Annotated in this window: 21 protein-coding genes; 7 read left to right on the forward strand and 14 right to left on the reverse strand. The window is 53.3% G+C overall.

Features of this window, described 5'->3' with window-relative positions; translation table 11 throughout:
* Positions 1 to 114 precede the first annotated feature (114 nt).
* The 3 genes from DZE2538_RS17750 (at position 115) to DZE2538_RS17760 (ending at position 2390) form a co-directional block, all read left to right on the forward strand.
* Complete coding sequence (locus tag DZE2538_RS17750) at positions 115 to 1113, forward strand: hydrolase (protein WP_038917219.1); 999 nt, start codon at positions 115 to 117, stop codon at positions 1111 to 1113.
* Positions 1110 to 1346 (forward strand): YheU family protein, encoded by a 237-nt coding sequence (locus tag DZE2538_RS17755; RefSeq protein ID WP_019845179.1) that lies wholly within the window; start codon positions 1110 to 1112, stop codon positions 1344 to 1346. The genes DZE2538_RS17750 and DZE2538_RS17755 overlap by 4 nt, the downstream gene beginning before the upstream one ends.
* A 174-nt stretch (positions 1347 to 1520) precedes the next feature.
* A complete protein-coding gene (locus DZE2538_RS17760) occupies positions 1521 to 2390 on the forward strand; it encodes a phosphoribulokinase (RefSeq protein WP_012886368.1) in 870 nt (289 codons plus the stop codon).
* A gap of 89 nt (positions 2391 to 2479) precedes the next feature.
* On the opposite strand, the gene DZE2538_RS17765 is transcribed toward DZE2538_RS17760, so the two are convergent.
* Positions 2480 to 2887: an OsmC family protein gene (locus tag DZE2538_RS17765; protein WP_012886369.1), complete on the reverse strand. Its 408-nt coding sequence runs from the start codon at positions 2885 to 2887 to the stop codon at positions 2480 to 2482.
* A gap of 329 nt (positions 2888 to 3216) precedes the next feature.
* Here DZE2538_RS17765 and crp point away from each other — a divergent pair, with 329 nt between their 5' ends.
* On the forward strand, positions 3217 to 3849 hold the full coding sequence (gene crp / locus DZE2538_RS17770; protein WP_012768072.1) for a cAMP-activated global transcriptional regulator CRP: 633 nt from the start codon (positions 3217 to 3219) through the stop codon (positions 3847 to 3849).
* A 132-nt stretch (positions 3850 to 3981) separates the two neighbouring features.
* On the opposite strand, the gene DZE2538_RS17775 is transcribed toward crp, so the two are convergent.
* From DZE2538_RS17775 to DZE2538_RS17790, 4 genes are all read right to left on the reverse strand, one after another.
* Positions 3982 to 4626 carry a 3-keto-L-gulonate-6-phosphate decarboxylase UlaD gene (locus tag DZE2538_RS17775; RefSeq protein WP_023640884.1) on the reverse strand — a complete coding sequence of 215 codons (645 nt, stop codon included), beginning with the start codon at positions 4624 to 4626 and terminating at the stop codon, positions 3982 to 3984.
* A 129-nt stretch (positions 4627 to 4755) separates the two neighbouring features.
* On the reverse strand, positions 4756 to 5448 hold the full coding sequence (locus tag DZE2538_RS17780) for an L-ribulose-5-phosphate 4-epimerase (RefSeq protein ID WP_023640885.1): 693 nt from the start codon (positions 5446 to 5448) through the stop codon (positions 4756 to 4758).
* 42 nt (positions 5449 to 5490) lie between these two features.
* Complete coding sequence (locus DZE2538_RS17785) at positions 5491 to 5967, reverse strand: PTS sugar transporter subunit IIA (protein WP_019845176.1); 477 nt, start codon at positions 5965 to 5967, stop codon at positions 5491 to 5493.
* Positions 5968 to 6012: 45 nt separating this feature from the next.
* The gene (locus DZE2538_RS17790; RefSeq protein ID WP_038916892.1) at positions 6013 to 7758 is read right to left on the reverse strand and encodes a PTS ascorbate-specific subunit IIBC; all 1746 of its coding nucleotides are present in this window, start codon (positions 7756 to 7758) and stop codon (positions 6013 to 6015) included.
* 539 nt (positions 7759 to 8297) lie between these two features.
* Between DZE2538_RS17790 and ulaG the strand changes: the two genes are divergently transcribed.
* From ulaG to ulaR, 3 genes are all read left to right on the forward strand, one after another.
* Complete coding sequence (gene ulaG / locus DZE2538_RS17795; RefSeq protein ID WP_038916893.1) at positions 8298 to 9365, forward strand: L-ascorbate 6-phosphate lactonase; 1068 nt, start codon at positions 8298 to 8300, stop codon at positions 9363 to 9365.
* An 88-nt stretch (positions 9366 to 9453) separates the two neighbouring features.
* Entirely contained in the window at positions 9454 to 10326 is an 873-nt protein-coding gene (locus DZE2538_RS17800) for an L-ribulose-5-phosphate 3-epimerase (protein ID WP_023640888.1), read from the forward strand.
* A gap of 97 nt (positions 10327 to 10423) precedes the next feature.
* Positions 10424 to 11197 (forward strand): HTH-type transcriptional regulator UlaR, encoded by a 774-nt coding sequence (gene ulaR, locus DZE2538_RS17805; RefSeq protein ID WP_016942973.1) that lies wholly within the window; start codon positions 10424 to 10426, stop codon positions 11195 to 11197.
* Between the two features lie 133 nt (positions 11198 to 11330).
* Here the strand turns inward: ulaR and argD are convergent, their stop codons facing one another.
* From argD to DZE2538_RS17850, 9 genes are all read right to left on the reverse strand, one after another.
* Positions 11331 to 12554, reverse strand: a complete 1224-nt coding sequence (gene argD / locus DZE2538_RS17810; protein ID WP_019845172.1) for a bifunctional acetylornithine/succinyldiaminopimelate transaminase — start codon at positions 12552 to 12554, stop codon at positions 11331 to 11333.
* Positions 12555 to 12687: 133 nt separating this feature from the next.
* A complete protein-coding gene (locus DZE2538_RS17815) occupies positions 12688 to 13263 on the reverse strand; it encodes an aminodeoxychorismate synthase component II (protein ID WP_038916894.1) in 576 nt (191 codons plus the stop codon).
* Between the two features lie 236 nt (positions 13264 to 13499).
* Complete coding sequence (locus DZE2538_RS17820) at positions 13500 to 14705, reverse strand: helix-turn-helix domain-containing protein (protein ID WP_023640891.1); 1206 nt, start codon at positions 14703 to 14705, stop codon at positions 13500 to 13502.
* Between the two features lie 1102 nt (positions 14706 to 15807).
* A complete protein-coding gene (locus tag DZE2538_RS21100) occupies positions 15808 to 15957 on the reverse strand; it encodes a hypothetical protein (protein ID WP_012886384.1) in 150 nt (49 codons plus the stop codon).
* A 106-nt stretch (positions 15958 to 16063) separates the two neighbouring features.
* Positions 16064 to 18028, reverse strand: coding sequence for a PatA/PatG family cyanobactin maturation protease (locus DZE2538_RS17830; RefSeq protein ID WP_019845167.1), 1965 nt, complete (start codon positions 18026 to 18028; stop codon positions 16064 to 16066).
* A 501-nt stretch (positions 18029 to 18529) separates the two neighbouring features.
* The gene (locus DZE2538_RS17835; RefSeq protein ID WP_038916895.1) at positions 18530 to 19156 is read right to left on the reverse strand and encodes a glycoside hydrolase family 19 protein; all 627 of its coding nucleotides are present in this window, start codon (positions 19154 to 19156) and stop codon (positions 18530 to 18532) included.
* A gap of 213 nt (positions 19157 to 19369) precedes the next feature.
* Complete coding sequence (locus DZE2538_RS17840; RefSeq protein ID WP_019845166.1) at positions 19370 to 20512, reverse strand: MFS transporter; 1143 nt, start codon at positions 20510 to 20512, stop codon at positions 19370 to 19372.
* Positions 20509 to 21822 (reverse strand): PDC sensor domain-containing protein, encoded by a 1314-nt coding sequence (locus tag DZE2538_RS17845; protein WP_038916896.1) that lies wholly within the window; start codon positions 21820 to 21822, stop codon positions 20509 to 20511. The genes DZE2538_RS17840 and DZE2538_RS17845 overlap by 4 nt, the downstream gene beginning before the upstream one ends.
* Entirely contained in the window at positions 21819 to 22850 is a 1032-nt protein-coding gene (locus tag DZE2538_RS17850; RefSeq protein WP_012886389.1) for a ligand-gated ion channel, read from the reverse strand. Before DZE2538_RS17850 ends, DZE2538_RS17845 begins: the two co-directional genes overlap by 4 nt.

Below are 22850 nucleotides of genomic sequence, written 5' to 3' on the forward strand. Positions count from 1 at the left end.
CGACGATCCTTTAACATAAGGGACGTTAAACCTAGCAGCGCAGCAGGATGCAGACAAGTGCTTCGCCATGCCGCGATGGGCTCCCATGCCTCTTTTCATCATGGCTCTCTTTTTATGAATAATTCTTCTTACCGTAGTGTGTGCTTTCAGCCCCTGCCGGGTGGGCGCAACCCGCATATTCAGACGCTGCTACCGCGTCTGCTTCGCCGTCGTGCGGCCCTGAAACCCGTCTGGCAGCGTCTGACCCTGCCGGACGGCGATTTTATCGACCTGGCCTGGAGCGAAGCGCCACAACTCGCGGCGCATAAACCCCGCGTAGTGCTATTTCACGGGCTGGAAGGCAGTTTTCACAGCCCTTACGCCCACGGACTGATGACGGCCTGCCAGCAGCGCGGCTGGCTGGCGGTGGTGATGCACTTCCGTGGTTGCAGTGGACAACCGAACTGCCTGCCACGGGCGTATCACGCCAGCGAAACCGAAGACGCGCGCTACTTCCTGCATTGGCTGCGTCAGACGCTGGGTGACGCCCCCACCGTCGCGGCGGGGTTTTCTCTGGGTGGGAATATGCTGGCTTGCCTGCTGGCGCAACAAGGTGCCGCCTGCCCGTTGGATGCCGCGGCGGTGGTATCCGCACCGTTGATGCTCGAACCGTGTAGCACCCGTCTGGAGCAGGGTTTTTCACGCCTCTACCAGTTCTATCTGCTGAGTTCACTGCGTCGCAACGCCTTGCACAAGTTGACGATGTACCCCGACTGCCTGCCGGTGTCCGCCAGTCGGTTACGTCGGGTGCATCGCCTGCGAGAGTTTGACGAGCTGGTCACATCGCCGCTGCACGGTTTCACCGACGCAACCGATTATTACCGGCGCAGCAGCGCCCTGCCTTTACTACCGCGTATCCATAAGCCATTGCTGGTCATCCACGCCAAAGACGACCCGTTTATGACGCCGGAGGTCATCGCTGATGTCTCGCAACTCCCAGCCAATATCGACTACCAGTTGACGGAGCATGGCGGTCATGTCGGTTTTGTTGGCGGATCCTGGCAACAGCCTGAATTGTGGCTGGAGCACCGTATTCCCGACTGGTTTACCCCTTATCTGGAGCAGCACGCATGATCATTCCCTGGCAAGAACTGGCACCGGAAACACTGCAAAATCTGATTGAATCGTTCGTCCTGCGTGAAGGCACAGACTACGGCGAGCAGGAACGCACGCTGGAAGAAAAAGTGGCGGATATCCGCCAGCAACTGGCAAACGGCGAGGTCGTCCTGGTGTGGTCGGAATTGCACGAAACCGTCAATATCATGCCCCGTCGCCAGCTCAGCAATAATGAACGGTATCAGCCCTGAATCAATCGCTTAAAAACGTAAATTGCCGTGTCAGTGTGCGATAAACATGCTAACAATGATCAGATCTAACATGAATCAGATACAACATGGCCTGATGGCTCTGCACGGCATAGCCCTTACTCATCGAATGATGACTTCACCGAAGATTGCCCTACACATCGGAGGTTACACACCATGTCGCACCAGCACCCGATTATCGCGGTCACCGGCTCCAGCGGCGCGGGGACCACGACCACCAGCCTGGCGTTTCGCAAGATCTTCCAGCAACTGAATCTGCGCGCCGCACTGGTGGATGGCGACAGCTATCACCGCTATACCCGACCGGAAATGGATATGGCGATCCGCAAGGCTCGGGACCTGGGGCGTCACATCAGCTATTTCGGGCCGGAAGCCAACGACTTCTGCCAACTGGAAAACACCTTTATCGAATACGGTCGTAGCGGCACCGGGCAGACCCGCAAATACCTGCACACCTATGATGAAGCCATCCCCTACAATCAGGTGCCGGGGACGTTCACGCCCTGGGAACCGATGCCAGAGCCGACCGACCTGCTGTTCTATGAGGGATTACACGGCGGCGTGGTCACCGCGCAGCATGATGTTGCCCGGCATGTCGACCTGCTGGTCGGCGTGGTGCCGATAGTCAACCTGGAATGGATTCAGAAGCTGGTACGCGACGTTAACGAACGCGGTCACTCCCGCGAGGCGGTGATGGATTCTGTCGTGCGCTCGATGGAAGACTACATCACCCATATCACGCCGCAGTTTTCCCGCACCCACATCAACTTCCAGCGCGTACCGACGGTCGATACCTCTAACCCGTTCGCCGCCAAAGCCATTCCCTCGATGGACGAAAGTTTCGTGGTGATCCACTTTCAGGGTCTGGACCGTATTGATTACCCCTACCTGCTGGCCATGTTGCAGGGCTCGTTCATTTCCCACATCAATACGCTGGTGGTACCGGGCGGCAAAATGGGGCTGGCGATGGAGTTGATCATGATGCCGCTGGTACAGCGGTTGATGGAAGGCAATAAAATCGACTGACATCGGCGATAAGAGCGATGATAAGCGCCGATAAACCGGCGCTTAACGACGCGGTGGACAGGACAGCACACCACCGCGAGCAGAGGTGTTTAATCCAGCGCGATCACTTCATGACTGTGGGTGATGTTCACGGCTTTTCCGAGCATCAGCGCCACAGAGCAGTATTTTTCGGCTGACAGCGACACCGCACGCTCCACGGCTTTATCGCCCAGGCCCTTGCCGGTGACGATAAAATGCAGGTTGATGGCGGTGAACAGGCGCGGTGCCTCCTCACGGCGTTCAGACGTCAGGCGGACTTCGCAATCCACCACGTCATGACGGCCTTTTTGCAGGATAGACACCACATCGATGGCGCTGCATCCGCCCGCGGCCATCAGTACCATTTCCATCGGGCTGGGCGCTTTATCGCCTGCGTTGCCGTCCATCAGCAGTTGATGTCCGGAAGCGGATTCACCAAGAAACGTTAACCCTTCAACCCATTTCACCCGCGCCTGCATAATTTTGTCCTCAATCAATTATTTTTGAAATTTTACATCGCTTATGTACAAAAAAGCCTGATAATCAGAGCTTAATCATGCTGAAGCGAGACAACACAAGACACTACACTCAACCTGTGTTACAAACAAAAGCGTAAACCGGCATGTGTTGTTGAGCCGATGCCTGACCCACCACCGGCTTACTGGCGTCATCTGATAGACAGCCTCAGTATATTCCCTGACGTCATTCCGCCAGGACGGAATTGAATTATAACTATGTTATCACGCCGTACAGGGAACTCTGAGCCCTGTGATTTGCGCAGTGAATTAACAACAGAGGATAACAGCGAATGGTTCTCGGCAAACCGCAAACAGACCCGACTCTCGAATGGTTCCTTTCTCATTGCCACATTCACAAGTACCCATCGAAGAGCACCCTAATCCACCAGGGTGAAAAAGCAGAGACGCTTTACTACATCGTGAAAGGCTCGGTTGCCGTGCTGATCAAGGATGAAGAAGGCAAGGAAATGATTCTGTCTTATCTGAATCAGGGCGATTTTATTGGCGAACTTGGCTTGTTTGAAGACGGGCAGGAACGCAGTGCGTGGGTCCGGGCAAAAACAGCCTGTGAAGTTGCTGAAATCTCCTATAAAAAATTCCGCCAGCTCATCCAGGTCAACCCGGACATTCTGATGCGCTTGTCCTCACAGATGGCACGTCGTCTGCAGGTTACTTCGCAAAAAGTCGGTAACCTGGCGTTCCTCGACGTGACGGGCCGCATCGCGCAAACCCTGCTTAATCTGGCCAAACAGCCGGACGCCATGACCCACCCGGATGGTATGCAGATTAAGATCACCCGTCAGGAAATCGGCCAGATCGTCGGCTGTTCCCGCGAAACTGTCGGCCGCATTCTGAAAATGCTGGAAGACCAGAACCTGATCTCCGCCCACGGTAAAACCATCGTGGTATACGGTACTCGCTGATCCCATCAGCAACCCCGTTATCGGACAGGGCGGCCAGATGGCCGCCCTTTTTGTCTCATATAATCTCACAGAGTCTCACATGGTCTCACACCGCCAACCGACTCAAACACCGGTGCCTGACGGCATCCTGTATTACCAATACTTGTTGATCTCGGTGCGCAGTGCTTCTGCTGTCGCACGGCCGCTCTCAGAAGCCAGCGCGCGACCGGCGATAAACACTTTCGCGCAAATACCGTCGAACAGGTGGATATCCTCCGGCACGATACCGCCGGTGATAGACAGTTCGAGCCCCAGTTCGGACAGCGCCCGCATTTTGCCAAGATCGGCAGGGGTCCAGTTAATCCCGGCCAGCTCCGCATCGCGGGAACGGTGGTAGATGGCCTGGGTAATCCCCATGTCACGCCATGCTCTGGCATCATCCAGATTCCAGTTACCGTACAGCTCAATCTGGATTTCGCCACCAAATTCATCAGCCACTTTCTTACAGGCGGCGATCGTCGCTACATGCGCGGCGGCAGACACCGTAATCCAGTTAGCGCCAGCGGAAAACGCCATACGCGCCAGGATCGCACCGCCATCCGTGGTTTTCATATCACAAACGATAATGTGGTTCGGGTGACGTTCGCGTAGTGTGCGCACCGCCGCCATCCCTTCGGCAAAGGCCAGAATGGTCCCCACCTCAATCACGTCAACAAAGCCGCTGACCCGGTCAGCCACCTCCACAGCAGTGGCCATTTCGGTCGAATCAAGGGCAATTTGCAGCATAGGTTTAGTCATCATGCGATTTCCTTTCCAAGAGTGAAAATATCGGGATCTCTGACTTGAGGGCGAGCGCAGCCCGTGGCCCATTGCCACTGTTTATTTCAAGCCATCATTACCTTGTCATCGTGTTACGTGCGCGGCCCTTCAACGCTGGCCGTAATAGGCATTCGCGCCGTGTTTTCTGAAATAGTGTTTATCAGACAGCGCCTGCGCAATATGAATGTCTGGATTAAGCAGTCGGGTTGAGAACGCCATGGCGGCCACCTCTTCAAGCACCAGCGCATTATGCACCGCATCCAGTGCATTTTTTCCCCAGCAGAAGGGAGCATGGCCGGTAATCACCGCCCCCGGCACCGCGAGTGGGTCGAGATGGCGACGATGAAACTCCTCCACAATCACCAGACCGGTATTTTTTTCATAATCCTGAGCGATTTCGTCTTCACGCAACGAGCGGGTACAGGGGATGTCCCCATAGAAATAGTCGGCATGGGTGGTGCCGAGCGCAGGAATATCCTGACCGGCCTGCGCCCAGACCGTGCCGTGGCGGGAATGGGTATGCACAATACCGCCGATGTGCTCGAAGGCACGGTACAGCACCAAATGGGTCTCGGTATCACTGGAAGGATTAAGTCGCCCTTCGACCACCCGCCCTGCCATGTCGACGACGACGATATCGTCGATAGTCATCTGCTCATAGGAGACCCCCGAAGGTTTAATCGCGATGACACCCTGCTCGCGATCAATCTGGGAGACATTGCCCCAGGTCAGCGTCACTAAACCATGACGGGGGAGCAGCAGGTTGGCTTCCAGTACGATAGCCTTCAATTGCTGATACATCGTTGTTTCTCCTGCGCCCCTGCCGGAGCGCCTTGTTGCCGCTCAGGCGGTTTGGGCTAGCGCCTTATCAATCACTCGGAACACGTCTTCACAGCTGGTACAAACCCGCAGTTTGTCGAGGTTGATTCCGGTGTCGCTGTGCTCGTCCTCCAGTATCTGGGTCACTTCCATCAACCCTTCCATATGCTCGTCGGAGGTACTCCCTGCCAGAGTGATCAGCACATCCACCGGTTCGTCTTCTCCCTCAAATTTGACCGGTGTGGTGAGCGTCACCAGCGCAAACGCGGTGCGATTCACACCGTTCTCCGGGCGCGCGTGGGGCATGGCAAACTGCGGCGCAATCACGATATAAGGCCCCATCTTTTCAATACTGCTGATAATCGCCTCATGGTAACGGGGCTCGACAGCGCCGGAGGCAATCAGCATATCGGTACCGAGCTTGATAGCTTCGCGCCAGTCCGCCGCACTGGCGTTAAGCAGCACGGAGGCATTGTCGATTAACGATTGTTTGAATTTCATCTGCTTCTCCTTACTTTTCCCGCGTGGAGGGGAAAGCGTGATTGATTAACCGGCAAAGTTTTTCCTGATAAGCCCCAGCAACTCGTCACCGAAAGAGTGTGGGTTAAGCATGTTTTGCACCCCCAACACAAATTTGCCGTCACCGGGACTCATTTCCCCAGCCAGATGCTTGGACGAGACAATAATGTCGGTTGTCGGGAGTTTGGACTTGTAATCTGCCACGGCGCAGGAGTCCATGATGTGCGGCACTCCCCGTTGTTCAAGAAACTTGCCGATCTTCATCTTCATCATCATGGAAGAGCCCTGCCCGTTGCCGCACACCGCCAGAATACGCACGGCACGTCCCTCAGTCGGCATCGCTGATTGCGGCTCGACAGGGTCGATGTCGGTCTGATCGGTGACCGGCTGCGCATTGTCTTCTTCCTGACGCAGAGTGCGTGATGCGAAGTACATGTAGACACCAGCCCCCGCCAGCAGCACAAAGAAGAACAGGGATGAGAACGACAGCGCTTGCATAATGGGTGGGAACACCAGCGCCCAGTCCGCCATCCCCATCCAACCGTTGAAGCTGGTACCGTTATGGGCAAACAGGTGAATTGCCCAGGCCGACCCCAACACTTCGATAATTCCCATCACGAAGCAGATCTTCATCACCGCGCGCCAACCGCCAAAGTGGTTGGCAAATACCCCAATGGTGGCGTTAGAGAAGAACATCGGGATAAAACCGGGGATAATCATGATAGAGGAGTTGAGCAACAGCAGACCGAGCACCGCCAGGAACTGCCCCAGCGTCCCCCAGATAAAACCAAACACCATCGCGTTAGGGGAATAGGCATAGATAGCCGCGCAATCAATCGCCAGCACGGCATTGGGGATAACGCGCTCGGAAATCCCTTTAAACGCTTCAGACAGTTCGGCCACGAACATGCGCACACCGGCCACAATCACCTGAATCGCCACCGCGAAGCGAAGGCCGGTTTCCAGAATATAAATGGTCCAGTGGGTCGACCCGGCCATTTTTTGCAGGTTATCCAGGCCGAACGACAGCAGGATAATGCCGAAGAAGACCGTCATCACAATGGCGGTGGCGGTAATACTGTCGTGGAAAATATGCAGCCATTTCGGCAGCTTGAGCTGATCAACGCTGTCTTCCTTGTCGCCCAGTTTAGGAGCCAGCCTGGTGGCTATCCAGGAAGCGACCTGCTGCTGATGGCCGATAGAAAACCCCGCCCCACCGGTAACGGCCTGGGTCGGCTTAAACATAATGTTGGAGGAAATCCCCCAATAGAGCGCCATGATCACCGCGGTATACAGGATGGTTTCCCACATGGAAGCCCCCATCACCACGTAGAACACCGCCACCAGCCCGACCTGCTGAAACATGATGTGGCCGGTGAGCATGATGGTGCGAATGCCGGTCACACGGCGGAACACCACCAGCAGGATATTCAGACCGAGCGCCAGCAACACCGCATACCCCACCCAGGAGTAACGGCTTCCCATGGTTTCCATGGTCGCCATCATGGTGGTGTAAGGGTCGATGACCGAACCGGTCAGGTGGTGGTACTCAGAGATTTTGTCTATCACCGGCTTAAAACCAGACACCAGGGTCGTTGACCCCACCTGCACCAGCATGAAGCCGACGATGGTTTTCACCGTGCCTTTCACCACGGTGGTGCCGTCACGTCTAAGCAGCAGATAGCCGATACAGGTCACTAACCCCAGTAACAACGGGGCCTTGGTCATCACCTGGCTGTAGAAAATGTAAAAAACGCTGTAGAGGGTTTCCATAACGTTGCTCCGTCCGACATAAGGACACTGACACTGCTATTGGATTGCTATTGGAGTAGTGGACTCGATCACCACCCGTCCAGGTATGGGTTGCTTACATTCTGTGGGCGGAGGACAGCTAGGTCGTCGCCCTGGTAAACTCACAAACAATCATATTTCATCATTAAATGATTTTTTGTGATGAATGTCTTGCCGATAAGATCTCTTAAATACGGGATTCTCAGTGAGATTAGCTAGCATTTGCGAATGGTTTTCCCTGCCATCTAGCGATTCCCTCATAGAAGGCATGAATAAGAAAAATAAAAATAAGCTTTAAAACAATAAAATAAGATAAATCCCACCTGAAGCAGGTTATGAAAGATTCGTCCATATCACAAAATAATCATCGCAATCATTGATAATCAAAAAAACCATTGTTATAGTCACGAAAAATCACAACCAATCATAGATGCGCAGCCATGTGCGTCATGTCATTGTCCGATGACCCGCTGCCGGGTTCGCGATCGCAGTGCGGCATCCAAACCAGAAAGGTACGTCCGATGAGCAAGATTGATGAGATCACCCGTGAATCCTGGATACTGAGCACCTTCCCCGAATGGGGCACGTGGTTAAACGAAGAGATTGAGCAGGAAAACGTGAAACCGGATACCTTTGCCATGTGGTGGTTGGGGTGTACCGGCATTTGGTTGAAATCGGCGGGCAATACCAATATCTCTATCGATTTCTGGTGTGGTACCGGCAAGAAAACCCACGCCAACCCTTATATGAACAAACAGCACCAGATGATGCGTATGGGCGGGGTTCGTAAGCTACAACCCAATCTGAGAACCTCGCCGTTCGTGCTCGATCCCTTTGGAATCAATCAGATCGACGCGGTACTGGCGACCCACGACCATGCCGATCACATCGATGTGAATGTGGCGGCAGCGGTACTGAAAAACTGCGGTAACCACGTGAAATTCATCGGCCCCAAAGCCTGTGTGGATCTTTGGCTGCGCTGGGGTGTGCCGGAAGATCGTTGCATCGTCGCCCGCGTCGGCGATGAAATTCCGGTCGGCGACATCGTTATCCAGGTGCTGGATGCGTTTGACCGCACCGCGCTGGTAACGCTGCCTGCCGGGGTGTCCTCAAAAGATAAAAACATTCTGGATGGCATGGACGACCGGGCCGTCAACTATCTGGTCAAGACATCGGGCGGCAACCTCTATCACTCCGGCGATTCCCACTACTCCAACTACTACGCCAAACACGGCAACGACTACCAGATTGACGTCGCCCTGCTCTCCTATGGCGAGAACCCGCGCGGTGTCACCGACAAAATGACCTCGTCAGACATTCTGCGCGCTGGCGAGTCGCTCAACGCCCAGGTGGTTATCCCGTTCCATCACGATATCTGGGCCAACTTCCAGAGTGACCCACGTGAAATTGAAGTGCTGTGGAACATGAAGAAAGACCGGCTTGGTTACCGCTTCCGCCCGTTCTTCTGGCAGGTCGGCGGTAAATACACCTTCCCAACCGACAAAAACACGCTGCATTACCAGCATCCACGCGGCTTTGACGACATCTTCGTTGACGAACCGGAGTTGCCTTACAAGTCCTTCCTGTAACACACAGGTGCAGGCCATGAACCGTCCACTGGGGCATTCATGGCCTGCGCCACGCACAGCAAGGCAGAACCGCAACAGAGGGAGCAACATGCACAACTTTGACAAGCCCTTTCGCCTTGGGCTCTACGAAAAGGCGCTACCCGCCGCGTTCACGTGGGAAGAGAAGATTCTGGTCGCCAAAGAACTGGGGTTTGATTTCATTGAGATATCCGTCGATGAATCGGACGAAAAATTACAGCGACTGGCGTGGAGCGATGACGAAACCTACCAGCTGCGGCATCTGTGCGAGAAAAACAACTTCCCGTTACAGTCGATGTGTCTGAGCGCCCACCGCCGCTTCCCCTTCGGCTCACACGACCCGGCTATCCGTGAAAAAGCCCATGAGATCATGGAAAAAGCGATAAACCTGGCTTACAAGCTGGGCATTCGCTGCATCCAGTTGGCGGGCTACGACGTTTACTACGAGTCGCCATCGGCAGAAACCCATCAGCGGTTTATCGAAGGCATGAAAGCCGCCACCCGCATGGCCGAACGGGCCGGTGTCATGCTAGGGGTCGAAATCATGGATACGCCGTACCTCAATTCGCTGAGCAAATTTGAGGTGCTGAAAAAAGCCATCCCGTCCCCTTACTTTATGGCTTACCCGGATGTGGGCAACATCACCGGCTGGAACTACGACACCTGCACCGAGCTAAAGCTCAGTTGCGATCACATCGTACAAATCCACCTTAAAGACACCCGCAAGGTTTCCGCACACAGTCAGGGGCAATTCCGCGATCTGGTGATTGGTGAAGGCGAGGTGGATTTTGCTGCCATTTTCCGCACCCTGGCCGAAATGGGTTACAACGGCCCGTTGGTACTGGAGATGTGGGCCAAAGACGAACAATGGGCGGCTAACCTGAAACTGGCTCGTACACGACTGGCCGAAATAGGCCGTCAGGCCGGTTTGGCGCTGGCCTAATCCGATGTCGTCAAAAGAATTCCAGGAACGGCTGTCATTCACGCGCATGCGGGATATAATCATAAAAAAATCAGATTCAATCACCATCAGGCACGATATGACGGAAGCCCAGCGCCACAGCGCCATCCTGGAATTACTCAATCAAAAACGCCATCTGTCGGTCACGGGCATCATGCAGGCCTTTGATATTTCTCCCGCCACCGCCCGCCGCGACATCAACAAACTCAACGACTCCGGCAAGCTGCGTAAGGTGCGCAACGGTGCAGAAGCACTCACGCAAACCAAAACCCACTGGTCGCCGCTCAACAGTCATGAGCCCGTCAGTCGCGGCGAATTTTCTCACCACAGTGAGAAAATGCGTATCGCACAGGCCGCCGCCGCCTTGATAAAACCGGGTGAAAGCGCTGTTATCAACTGCGGCTCTACCGCTTTTGTACTGGGTCAGGAAATCTGTGGGCAGGATGTTCAAGTCATCACCAATTATTTCCCGCTGGCGAATTACCTGATTGAACATGACCATGACGGTGTGGTGATCATTGGCGGGCAGTACAACAAATCGCAATCCATTACGTTAGCCCCACAGGACGAAATCTCCTCGCTTTATGCCGGGCACTGGATGTTCACCAGCGGTAAGGGGATTACCGCAGATGGCCTCTACAAAATGGATATGCTAACGGCCATGGCCGAGCAAAAAATGCTTAACCACATCGGCAAGCTGGTGGTGTTGGCCGACAGCAGCAAGGTGGGACAACGTGCCGGTATGCTGTTCTGCGGATCAGATAGGATCGATATCCTGATTACCGGCAAAGACGCCGATCAACAGGTGATCGCCCAACTGCAAGACAAAGGGGTCAGCGTCATGTTGGTGTGACCGCCCCTTCAGAACACGCAAGGGTTTGCCACACAGTCTGGGATGGCACGAAAACAAAGAGGGTGACCGTCGGTCACCCTCTTTTGCTTCATACTTCGCAAGGTCGTGCTGGCATAATGAGGAAAAACGCGGCTTACGCGCCCTTCACTACCTGCGCCACGGCTTTTTCAAACAGCGCCATCCCCTGGTCTATCTCTTCATGGGTGATCACCAGCGACGGCACAAAGCGGATCACATCCGGCCCCGCCACCAAAATCATCAACCCCAGGTCTGCCGATGCCGCCAGAAAATCACGGGCGCGACCATGCCAGGCCGGTTTTAGCTGTGCGCCCAGCAGCAGGCCCATGCCACGGATTTCATCAAAAATGCCGTACTGGGCGTTGATGCGCTCCAACGCAGACACAAAACGTGCATGGCGATCGACCACGCCGGACAGCACTTCCGGTGTATTGATCACATCCAGCGCCGCTTCCGCCACCGCGCAAGCCAGCGGGTTGCCGCCATAGGTGGTGCCGTGTGTCCCGACCGCCATCACCGACGCAATCTCTTCCGTGGTCAGCATGGCGCTGATCGGGAAACCGCCGCCCAGCGCTTTCGCGGTGGTCAGAATATCCGGCGTGATACCGTAGTGCATATAAGAGAACAGCTTACCGCTGCGGCCCATACCACACTGCACTTCATCAAACACCAGCAGCGCCTGATACTGATCGCACAGCTCACGCACCCCTTTAAGGAATGCCGGTGTCGCTGGCGTAATACCGCCTTCGCCTTGAATCGGCTCCAGTACCACGGCACAGGTGTGGTCATCCATCACGGCTTTGACCGCGTCCAAGTCGTTGAACGGCACGTGCACGATATCCGCCGGTTTCGGGCCAAAGCCATCGGCATATTTCGGCTGACCACCGACCGACACGGTAAACAAGGTACGGCCATGAAACGACTGGTAAAACGAGATTATCTTGGTTTTGTACGGGCTATGACGGGTAATGGCGTAATGCCGTGCCAGTTTGAACGCCGCTTCATTGGCTTCTGCGCCGGAGTTGGCGAAAAACACACGATCGGCAAACGTGGCGTTGATCAGTTTGGTCGCCAAACGCAGCGCCGGTTCGTTGGTGAATACGTTGCTGGTGTGCCACAGGGTTTCACCCTGCTCTTTCAACGCCGCCACCAACGCCGGATGGCAATGTCCCAGCGCCGTTACCGCGATGCCGCCGGAAAAATCGATATATTCTTTGCCCTGCTGATCCCAGACACGGCTCCCTTTGCCTTTTACCGGCACAAACTGCGCGGGTGCATAAACCGGAAGAATTACCTTATCGTAAGTATCCCGTGTTACTGCTGCTTTCTCTGTCGCCATTTGCTGCCCCGTTGTCATATCCCGTAGTGTGGAGTGAAGATCTTAAGTGAAAATATAATCAATAAATATGCATAAAAAATCAAAAATAGGCAATCACTAATCCGATACGCCCGGCCTGACCTGCGCTATCCGACTATAAATCAAGGAAATTTTTCAATAGCTGATGCCCTTGCTGGCTGAGGATGCTTTCCGGATGAAACTGCACACCTTCCAGCGGCAACGAGCGATGACGTATCCCCATGATCTCGTCGATATCACCGTCAAGCTCAGTCCAGGCGGTGGCCTCAAAACAGTCCGGCAGCGTATTTTTTTCCAGCACCAGCGAATGGTAACGCGTGACAGTAAGCGGGTTTGCCAGCCCGGCGAACACACCGCACCCGGTATGCCGTACTGGCGAGGTTTTGCCGTGCATCACCTGACGGGCGCGCACCACCTGTGCGCCGAATACCTGTCCCAACGTCTGATGCCCCAGACAGACACCCAGAATCGGCAGTTGACCGGCAAAATGGCGAATCGCCGCCAGCGAGATCCCGGCGTCATCCGGTGTACAGGGGCCGGGAGAAATCACCAGTCGTTGCGGCGATAACCGCTCGATGTCCGCCAGCGTCAGCGCATCATTACGCCTGACCAGCACCTCTGAACCCAGTTCGCAAAAATACTGGTACAGGTTGTAGGTAAAGGAGTCGTAGTTGTCGATAAGTAGCAGCATATCTTTATTGATCAGCGGATAAATGACGCCAGAGCGTCATCGATATCATGCTGACCACGCATGATGTCGAATGAATGTGCCGAGTCTGAAGAGTTGAGAGGCGGTTGTCCAGATACGAGGTGGAAACAATCGGTACAGAACGTCAATGTGGCGCAGAACGCGGGGATAAAAATCTGCCGACATCACGGGAAAACCCCGGTCAATGATGGCCGGGGCACTCCGCGATAACCGGGCTCTCACCCGGTTTCATTACGCAGCAACATCGGATTGAACTGCTTTCTAAACTCAATGGGGGTCGCACCGGTGTAGCGCTTAAACATCTTTTCAAAATGGCTCAGGTCGCCATAGCCGCAATCCAGATAGAGATTAGTAATGCGGCTCATGGGGTGACACTCCAGCCGCTGGCAGGCATAGAAAATGCGGGTCTGATTCAGAATCTGTTTAAACGATAAACCCAGACTGTGCTTGAGCAGATAAGAAAGATGCGACGGACTGATATGCGAATTCTCCGCCAGTTCAATCAGCGTCACTTCACGTTGAAAATGCTCGCCCAGGTACAGCAGCGCTTTGATCACCGAGGGGTGAAACTGCTGCAACGCGTCCTGATCACGGCTCAATACCGCATCACACAATGAGCGGTTAATCCGCCGTCCTTCCCCCTTTTGTGCCAGCTCCGTTGGGGGGATAATATGCGGCAGAATACGGCTGGCCTGAGCCAGACTAATCTCAGCATCCTCACTGAGCATTAATAGCCGGGCAATGCTGTGCCACAACTGCCTGACATTGCCGGGCCATTCGTAATGGTGCAGATAAAACAGCACGTCAGGATGCAATATCTGCCGGACCGATTGACGGTACGCCTGCCAGGCCGCGTGGACCAATTCGACTATCTCCGGCGTTTTGCCTTTCAGGGCCGACACAGACAATAGTTGGCACCCGAAGGTCGACATCAGTTGTGCGCCGGGTTGTGTCGGCAACGCACCGCGCTCTGTCGGCGCGGCTATCAACCCAAATACCAGCCGCAGACCATTGCGACCGGCCTGTTCATCCTGCAATTGTGTCAGCAACGTCTGTTGTTGTTGTTCGGTCAGGGCATCAAAGCCCGGTATGCACAGCGTCAACCGATGATCGTCAGGCAGTGAGGCAAAAATATCACTTACCTGTTTCGTTGGGTCACCTTCGCCGCCAAGCTCGACATAACGCCCTTGGGATGCCAGCAGCCTGGCTCGAATATAGCTGGTGATATCAGACAGATCGGCACCCGGTTCGCCATACAGCAGAATCGGCTGGCCAGACAGCAATAACCGATCGATTTGCCCACGCAGCGCGGAGGGTAAAAAGATGAATTCAGGAATATGCCTTCCTACCGAATAACCCGCCAGAGGGATCTTTTCAGCAGGAATATTTTTTAGTTTACCAGGTAGTATATTTTCTGTTTTCACGGGAAAATCCTTTATTCAACTCCTGCCAGCGTACATTGCACAATAATGTACTCCTTCATAAGAACGGGTATGGCTGATGCAACGCCACCGTCTTATTTCAACCGCTATTCCAACAATAAAAACCAATATCCCTACCATCAGTCATTCGGGTTGCCAAAGGTGGTGACACAGCGAACCCTCCGGCGCTTACGCCGGTAAATGGCTGGCGCACACCGGCAACCTGAAATGTGATAGCGATATACCCTGTCGAAAAATCGTCCTGACTACACCCTGGTAAAATAAAGTAAATCCCTTTACTGTTTTTATTTATTATCACCGCGAACATGAGATAAAAATAAAATGCTTTCCCTGCTGGCACTCGAATTCAACGCACAACGCCAACATGGTGATGTGACCGCGACAATTCATGCCTGTGCTGTCTATAATCACCCGCCCCCACGACAATTATTCGAGGGTTAATATGGCTTTCGTTAAAATATTATTTTCTATGTCTACAATCAGGTCTTATTTGCCTCATTCATAACCAACATGTTATATATCCCGGCAAAAATAAACGCGATACATTTACACTCATCGTGAGTCACGTCACGAGAAACCCGCTCATCCGAGGGTAAAATGAGATTATCTACCGTGACATCAAAGAATTTCGCAAATTTACACAACGTTTGCCTGGAAATAGGCTTGCCTAACTCGGCTCTTTTTACTGTAGAGATAGAGATATAACACTTCGACTCAAGACTCAGCTCCGACAATTTCTCCTGACTTAATTTTTTTTTAGCCTCAGGTCTTTGATCACTGCGGTGTTCAAGAAAAATCCATTGTTAGACATACATTCCCCTCTGCAATAAAAATTAATACGCTCTTTTTATGGCACTATTTTCATGACACGCTCTAAACACCAACCCTCATTTACTGTGGGTTGATATTCATGCATATGAATCATGCAGAGCCACAATCGAACCTATTAATTCGTTATGATGTACATTCACCGAACGTCATATCCCCTGATTTTGACAATATAATTATTACCGTATTACATCACTGTATTTTTTCTTATTATGAAGAAATGGTGCACGGCCATATGGCCGTGCACCATTGTCGATTAGCTCAGTACGCCGCTCAGCGCGCCCTGGCCTGCTTTTTTCAGCAGATTCAGCGCTTCACCCCAGAAAGCCGGGTTGACGCCAGAGGCTTTGGCTTCAGCAACACGGTTAGCGCGGTTCACATTCTGTGCTTGGGTTGGAAGTTTCATGGTGTTTCTCCTTGAGTGTATTTACATCGTATTTTGGGGATATCCCCAGGTTAATGCCCCCAACTGGCGGCAAATCTTAAAACCGAGAACAAACGGCAAGCCGGTATTAATAGGCATGCCAGCTACGCAGCGTGCCGATGGTGACCGGCATGACATCGCTGACGTCAATGGTGTAGCGATACAGTTTGCGGGCAGCGGTAAGACGCTCTTTCGGGTTGAAGAACTCCAGCACCACGTCCCAGCAATCGGATTCCGGGCGGCTGACCGGGCTGCGCTCTGCGCTGATTTTGTTCAGGAATAATCCTTCAGCGAAGGCGTCATCGAAGATTTCCTTCATCTGATACGCGTTAGTGGCCGCATAGTTAATCGCGCGCTCATTCGACTCGTAACCACGGTTACGCAGCTCGTAGTAAATACGGTTGATGAAGTTGATCAGCTCTTTGGATTTCGGCGTACCGACGGCGCTTTCGCCCATCAGCATTTTCGAAATATCCTGGGATTCCCAGTTGAACATGCCGCGTAATACCGGGCTGATGGTCGGAATCACTTGGCCGTTGAACAGCCGCGTTTCACCGCTGATAATCCCGGCGATAGAAACGCGCTCTACGCCTTTGGTTTCCTGTTCGTACAGGAATTCCACCAGACGGGCGTATTCCAGCACCGCGAACTGCGCATCCGGTTTAATGGCGTACACCGGAATACCGTCGATTTTTAATGTCCAGATCAACGCGTTGGATTGCTCCGCGTTATCGCCGGTATTCAAATGTTCGGCCATTTGCACCGGATCAAACGGATAGCCGCTTTTATTTCCCATGACCTGGGTGAAGTAATCCAACCGCGCTTCGGTACCGAAGTCATAGCCAACCTGGCCGATAACAAAAATCTTTTCCTGATCGCGCACCGTGCGCGCATCCAACGCAGAAGACTGCGGCATAATCCGCCGGGCGGGCGCATGCACATAATGGTTGGCCGCCGGGTCGCTGATTTTGGGGAACGCCAGGCCAGCGTCACGCGATGGCGCACTCACTTCGGTACTCAGGCTGGAAGGCGCCAGTACGGCATCATCGCCCAACGCCACATCCTGAATGTCCTGATGGGTGTCGATAATTGAGGGAACCAGCAGCTCCACAGCGGCAGGCTCAATATTTTTTTCTTCAGTTGACATGGTCATGATCCTTTTGGGTGGTTGGTGAGAGAATTCCTGTGCTATTTGCCGGAATACTTTCTGAATATTTAATCGGTATATCACTGACTCCCGATTAGCTGCCGTTGACAACACCAGTGGGGTCGCTGTAGTAAACAGCAGGTCCCGAATAATTTGTGGCGCACGACAATGCCCCGCTACATTTATTGCCCTCATGATTAATGCCGATATCGCCGACACCACCGGGGCAGAAAAACTACTGCCAGAGACAACAGACAGATCATAATTCGGCGTAGCAACAGGAATGGATACACCGGATGCCAGCAACATTTTCTTTCTCAGTTTCAACCCATAGTTATTAAATGGAGCGGGCAACCCTTCTTTATCGCAGGCACCAACAGCCAGAACAAAATCCATTGATGCCGGTAATGACTCACTATTGCGGCCTTCATTACCGACAGCCGCCACAATCAACACGCCGTCTTTTTCACAATCGTCAATGGCTTTACGTAATTCATCCGTTCCCTGACCATTTATCGATAATGATGCGCCACTCACATTAATAATATGGCAGCCATGTAAACGGGCATCACGAATCGCCTTTGCCAGGGTGCGTTCAGAGCAGCCATGAATATTTCCCCGTTCATCCTCATGAAATACAGGGATACTCAAAATAGTGGCTGCCGGTGCAATACCAACGCCTTTGCCACCAATAATGCTGCTGACTGCCGTTCCGTGTGAGGTCGTTTTATTTTCCTGTGCAGCCAGGCTTTCAATGGTTAAATGATTTAATATCGGGTGATGACTATCAATGGCACCATCAATAATACCGATTTTTACTCCCTCTCCATTTATCCCTAATTGCTGCAAGCCCGATAGCGGATTATCAACGAATACATCACGAGTGTTCGACGAGTGCATCATCATTCTCTTTCCTGAATGTGGAATTTAAAATCCCCGGTGTTTTCAGACCACTCCGCTCGCAAGAGAATAACAACCACTACTATTGCATGAATGATAACCATGCTGTCCGGTTATATTTTCTTTTACTCTGGAGCTGGCGCAGAACTTTCACACAGTAAACACAGTCTGTCTCAATAAATGTCATCGTCATTTATGATTTAAACGACCTGCGATGCAGCATTTATTTATCCTGAACGAATAAACTCATACTAGCCTTACTTAAAGAATATTTTGGTATCACTTTAGTATCAGTTTTATCAGATCCAGGTCGCTCAATAGGTTACCTATAATCTGCCAAGAAAATACTGAAAACTTATTGAACAACGTACCCCATTTTAAAAAGACGGGATGTTCACGTCGCGGTGGAAAATATCGGTTCCAGATAAACCGGCGTTGCCTTGCCGAATTGACCTCTGGCACCGGTATTGTCCACAGCATCACATTTATCAGTTAAAAACACGTTTATCAGTTAAAAGCGCGTTTAGCCTTCGCCAGATAGTTTTTACGATCGGCCAGGCCATTCAGGCCGCCATTAATCCTACGAGTGATCCCGTTGATATCATCCTGATCGGCCAGCTCGTTGAGACCGTTCTTTTTCCAGAACCAAATTGCCGCCGCCACTGAAACGTCTGGATTCTGGCTAATCAGGTCAGGATTGGTCACCAGATCCTGACCAATGGCGCTGCCACAGGCACGATAGTTATCCCGCCCCGTCAGTTGAATCAGCCCTCGACCGCGATACTTCCAGCCATCACCGGTTTGTGTCGCACCGTTACCCAATCGGTTGGCGTAAACAATATTGGCGATAGCTTCGGGGTTGCGTTCACACTGTGCGGCCATCTCATCCGTGGTGAAATACCGCCCGAACACCGAGCGCAGCCCTTTGGCGCTGTAATTCAAATTCTCCACCCGGGCGCGCAATTCATTGCTCTCGTGCGCAATCTGGGCAATAAAGTGCGCAAAACGCAAAGGGGTATCGATCTGCGCCGCGTTGCATTCCTGCTGTAATGCCGGCTGAAATTGCGTGAGATCGTCGGCACTGGCGGTCGTCATTACCTTTTTTAATTTTTCCTGACTAATTTCAAGAGTCATTCGGTTTCCTCCTCAATGGCTTGACGCAGTCAGTTTGCAGAGGAAGACGCTTCCCTCTCTTGGGGAAATCTCGGTAAAAAGCAGGGGAACATGCAGCAAAATCGGGGGAAATCAGGACATCATGAGCCTGCGCCCCGGTCATCAACCGGGGCAACGAAGCAAAACAGCAGTATTCCTGTGCATGCGACGAGACCAGGCATCGAGAAGCCACGTTTATTGAAATGGCGTCTGATGCTCGACCAACTCCCACACCAGGTAACAGAGGAAGGCGCAGCCGACCACCACCAGCACCATCGTCATCCCCTCTGGCCCCATGCGGTCCATCATGAAACCGATGCCAATCAAACCGGCAATACCACCAAGGGAATCCATCATGGTGTAACTCATGTTGGCAGACATCTGCTGCTGTGGAGGAAAACGATCGCCAATCAGCGACAAACCAATGCTGTACACACCGCCCATGCTCCCACCCCAGAGATACAACAACACCAGTGTGGCACCGTAGTCGGCGTACACCGCCAGTGCCAGAAACACTGCGCATACCACCGAGCAGAAAATACAAAACGCGACGATCCATTGCCGGTTGACCCAATCCGATAACAGGCTGACGGCCATACCAAGCGTCACGCTGCCCAACATGAACATGGTCATCAGCAACGATGCCCGCTCGTCCGTCAATCCATCACTCATACCGTACAAGGTCAGGAAATTGGGTAAACCGTAGAAACTGACGCCCCCCACCAACGCGGAAACCAGAATGGCGCGGGCATGACGGCAGACAAAGCGAAAACGAACCGCAGAAACCGTCCCCGACTGCGGGTTGATGTGGGCAATCCACACCAGCAGCAGCGAGCTCAGGCTAAGCAACGCGGTCAGCCAGAACCGCTGTGCCATCGATACCTGCGTCAGTTGCAGCAAGACCGGTCCCAACGCCACACCCAACGACAGCGCGGCAGAAAACAGCCCCATCACCACGCCGCGCCGCCGTAGTGGCAACTGGTTAAGCCAGGTCTGTAGCAGGATCAACTGCATCCCGGTACACAGCCCGTACCCCAAAATACTGACCAGCCAGCCGGGATAAAACTGTTGCCACGCCATGCTGACGCACAGCCCGGCTCGCAGCAACACCAGTAACAGCGTTGACCACACCAGTCCTATCCACTGAATCAGTCGGCTCAAGCGCCGATGGAATAGCAGCACGCCAATGATTTCGCAGGCCATCGCCACGCCTATCCACAAATTGTTATGACCTTGCAGGTTCATCAGCACCGGGATGGTGACGTAATTGATGCCGGAGACCAGTTGAATCAAGAACGTTTGCATGATCAACAGGATGGGTAATAACCGCCGTATCATAACGCCTCCGGATATTTAGGTACCCGCCAGCTCAGCCATAGCTGCCCTTTCTCCACCTGTCGGATAGCCACGTGTGCGGATGCAGCCTCTGCCTGCCAGAGCAAAAAGCGTCGCCACCAGTCCGCCGAGTCACCGTCTTCGCCCTTGTCCGGTTCACCGGTTCGTATCAGCAGGATATCCAGCACCCAATACAGCAACGCTTCTTCCTGCAAGTGCACCTCAATCCTCAACGGTTGCTGCGCCAATTGCCGCCACAGTTGGAAGCTCTGCAACCAGAAACCACGGTAATAATCCGGTGAGAAATAGGCGTCCAGCGCGTCGGTGGGTACGGTCGTTAGCATGGAGGCTGGGCAGGGCAATAATGACAGCGCGGTGTTTTGCCACCATGCGGATAAATTACTCTGCAACGCGCTGTGATTGTCCCGCACAGCCGGGTCTACGCTGGTGGTGTCTGCGGAGAGAGTGATGGATGTCATGTCCAGCGGTGAGCGGGCAGGCGTGCCACCACGTAAAAACAACAGCGGCAGCGTCTGGTCATACAGCCGTTCCATTTGTAAGGGGGATGTGGCGTGTAACAACGCGTGGTAAGCCTGTTCGCGCAATGCCAGTTGCCTGCTTACCTGCTGGCTGCTGCGCCGCATCCACCACACCGCCAGTCCGACGACCAAGCCGAGAAACAGAATGGTAATGATGGCCTTACGAAATACCTGATTGAGCGCCTCTAACCGCTGATAAAAACGTGATAACTCAAGATCCATCGCCAGTACGCCACGAAACGTCCCCTGTCGGTCATAAAAAGGCGCGTAGGCGCTGATGAAAACGCCCCATTCGTCCCGGTACGGTTGGTCCGACACCCCGGTTTTATGTTCCCGCAGCGCCGCCACCAGTTCCGATGGCGCATTGTCATAGACCTGCATCAACGCCGGAGGCAGATCAGGAATGCCGTCGCCATCATTGTCGTTTTGCGGACTGGGGTTGACGACAAAGCGCACCTTGTCCTGATCCAGTATCGTGGTATAGATGTAACGCACATCCTGCGACGCCTGGCGAATACGCTCCAGTTGCACAGCCAGTTGCCGGTAAAGCGGATCATCACGCTCGGTATGCGCGGTGATGTTCTGGTGCTCATCGCCAGACAGGGTGGAGGCGGCCGCTCGCACGTTCGACAACAAGCCGATCTTAATTTCCTGCTCCAGCGCGTTGATAGACTTGTGGTAAACCATGTAGGTCGAAAACCCCAGCAAGCCGATAAAAATCAGGCTGGCGAACAACGCTTCAACCAGCGCTGCCCGTGAAGGTGAAACGTTCATAGCGTGATCCCCCGAATAACCAGCATCCCGCCTATCGCCAGAAAGCTGAGCGGAAAAACCAGACGACAGCGGCGTATCAATCGCTCATCTTCCACGCCGTTCGCCTGACGATGATGGGCAAAGATAATCAGCAAAATCGCCGCGAAAATGCTGCCATACCCGGCGATGATCATCTGATCGATGATTGTGGTGTAAGGCAGGCGTGGCAGAATATTGCTGGTGTAAAACGCATAGGCCACCACAGTCAGCATCAGCGTGAACGAGGTCTGCAAACGCTCGGAAAACGATTCGAGCCAGAACACGCTCCAGGAAGCGGCGATAATCAGCCCCAGCGGCAGGATAAAACTCCACAGGTAGTAGGATGGGTTGCGAACCGCGTCTATCTGCACCGTAATACGGGAAAATTCGTTCTGGTTGGGCTGCACACTGCTCAAATGGTCATAACGAATATCGCTGATATGGGTGGCGGCTTTTCCCCGAATCCACCACTCGTCTATCTCTTCGTTATCAATATTTTCGGTATAAACCTGGATGCTACTGAATCGCAATTGCTGGTTGTTATAGGAAAACGGCTCCAGTTCCAGCACGAACTGTTGGTGATCAAACGGGAACAGGCGGAAATCCATGTCATTACTGAACGAACCCAAAAAGCGGGCGTTATAGATAACCCGGCCATCGGGAAACAGCATCAGGCGCTTATTACCGGTATCCGGGCTGCCAACCACGTTGATGAATTCCAGTGCCGGTACCCACAAGCCATTCTTAATCCACCACTCGATCTGGTTGTTTTCAACGATCAAGGGTTTGTCGCCGGGTGTTTTGCGTGGTTTACCAGTCCATTGCGCGACCAGATACCCATCCACCTTGTAGGTTTGCTCGAGGGTGTTTACGCCGTAAATTTTATTGATAAAAATACTCACACTCACATCGACCGGTCGGGTATCCGGCGCGTTATCCGCCACCGCCGCCCACACCGCTCCCCCCCAAAATAGACACCCCGCTGCAATGCATGCCCATAGCGTTCGCAT

It is taken from the genome of Dickeya zeae NCPPB 2538, from assembly GCF_000406165.1.
In the GTDB taxonomy this organism is placed as follows: domain Bacteria; phylum Pseudomonadota; class Gammaproteobacteria; order Enterobacterales; family Enterobacteriaceae; genus Dickeya; species Dickeya zeae.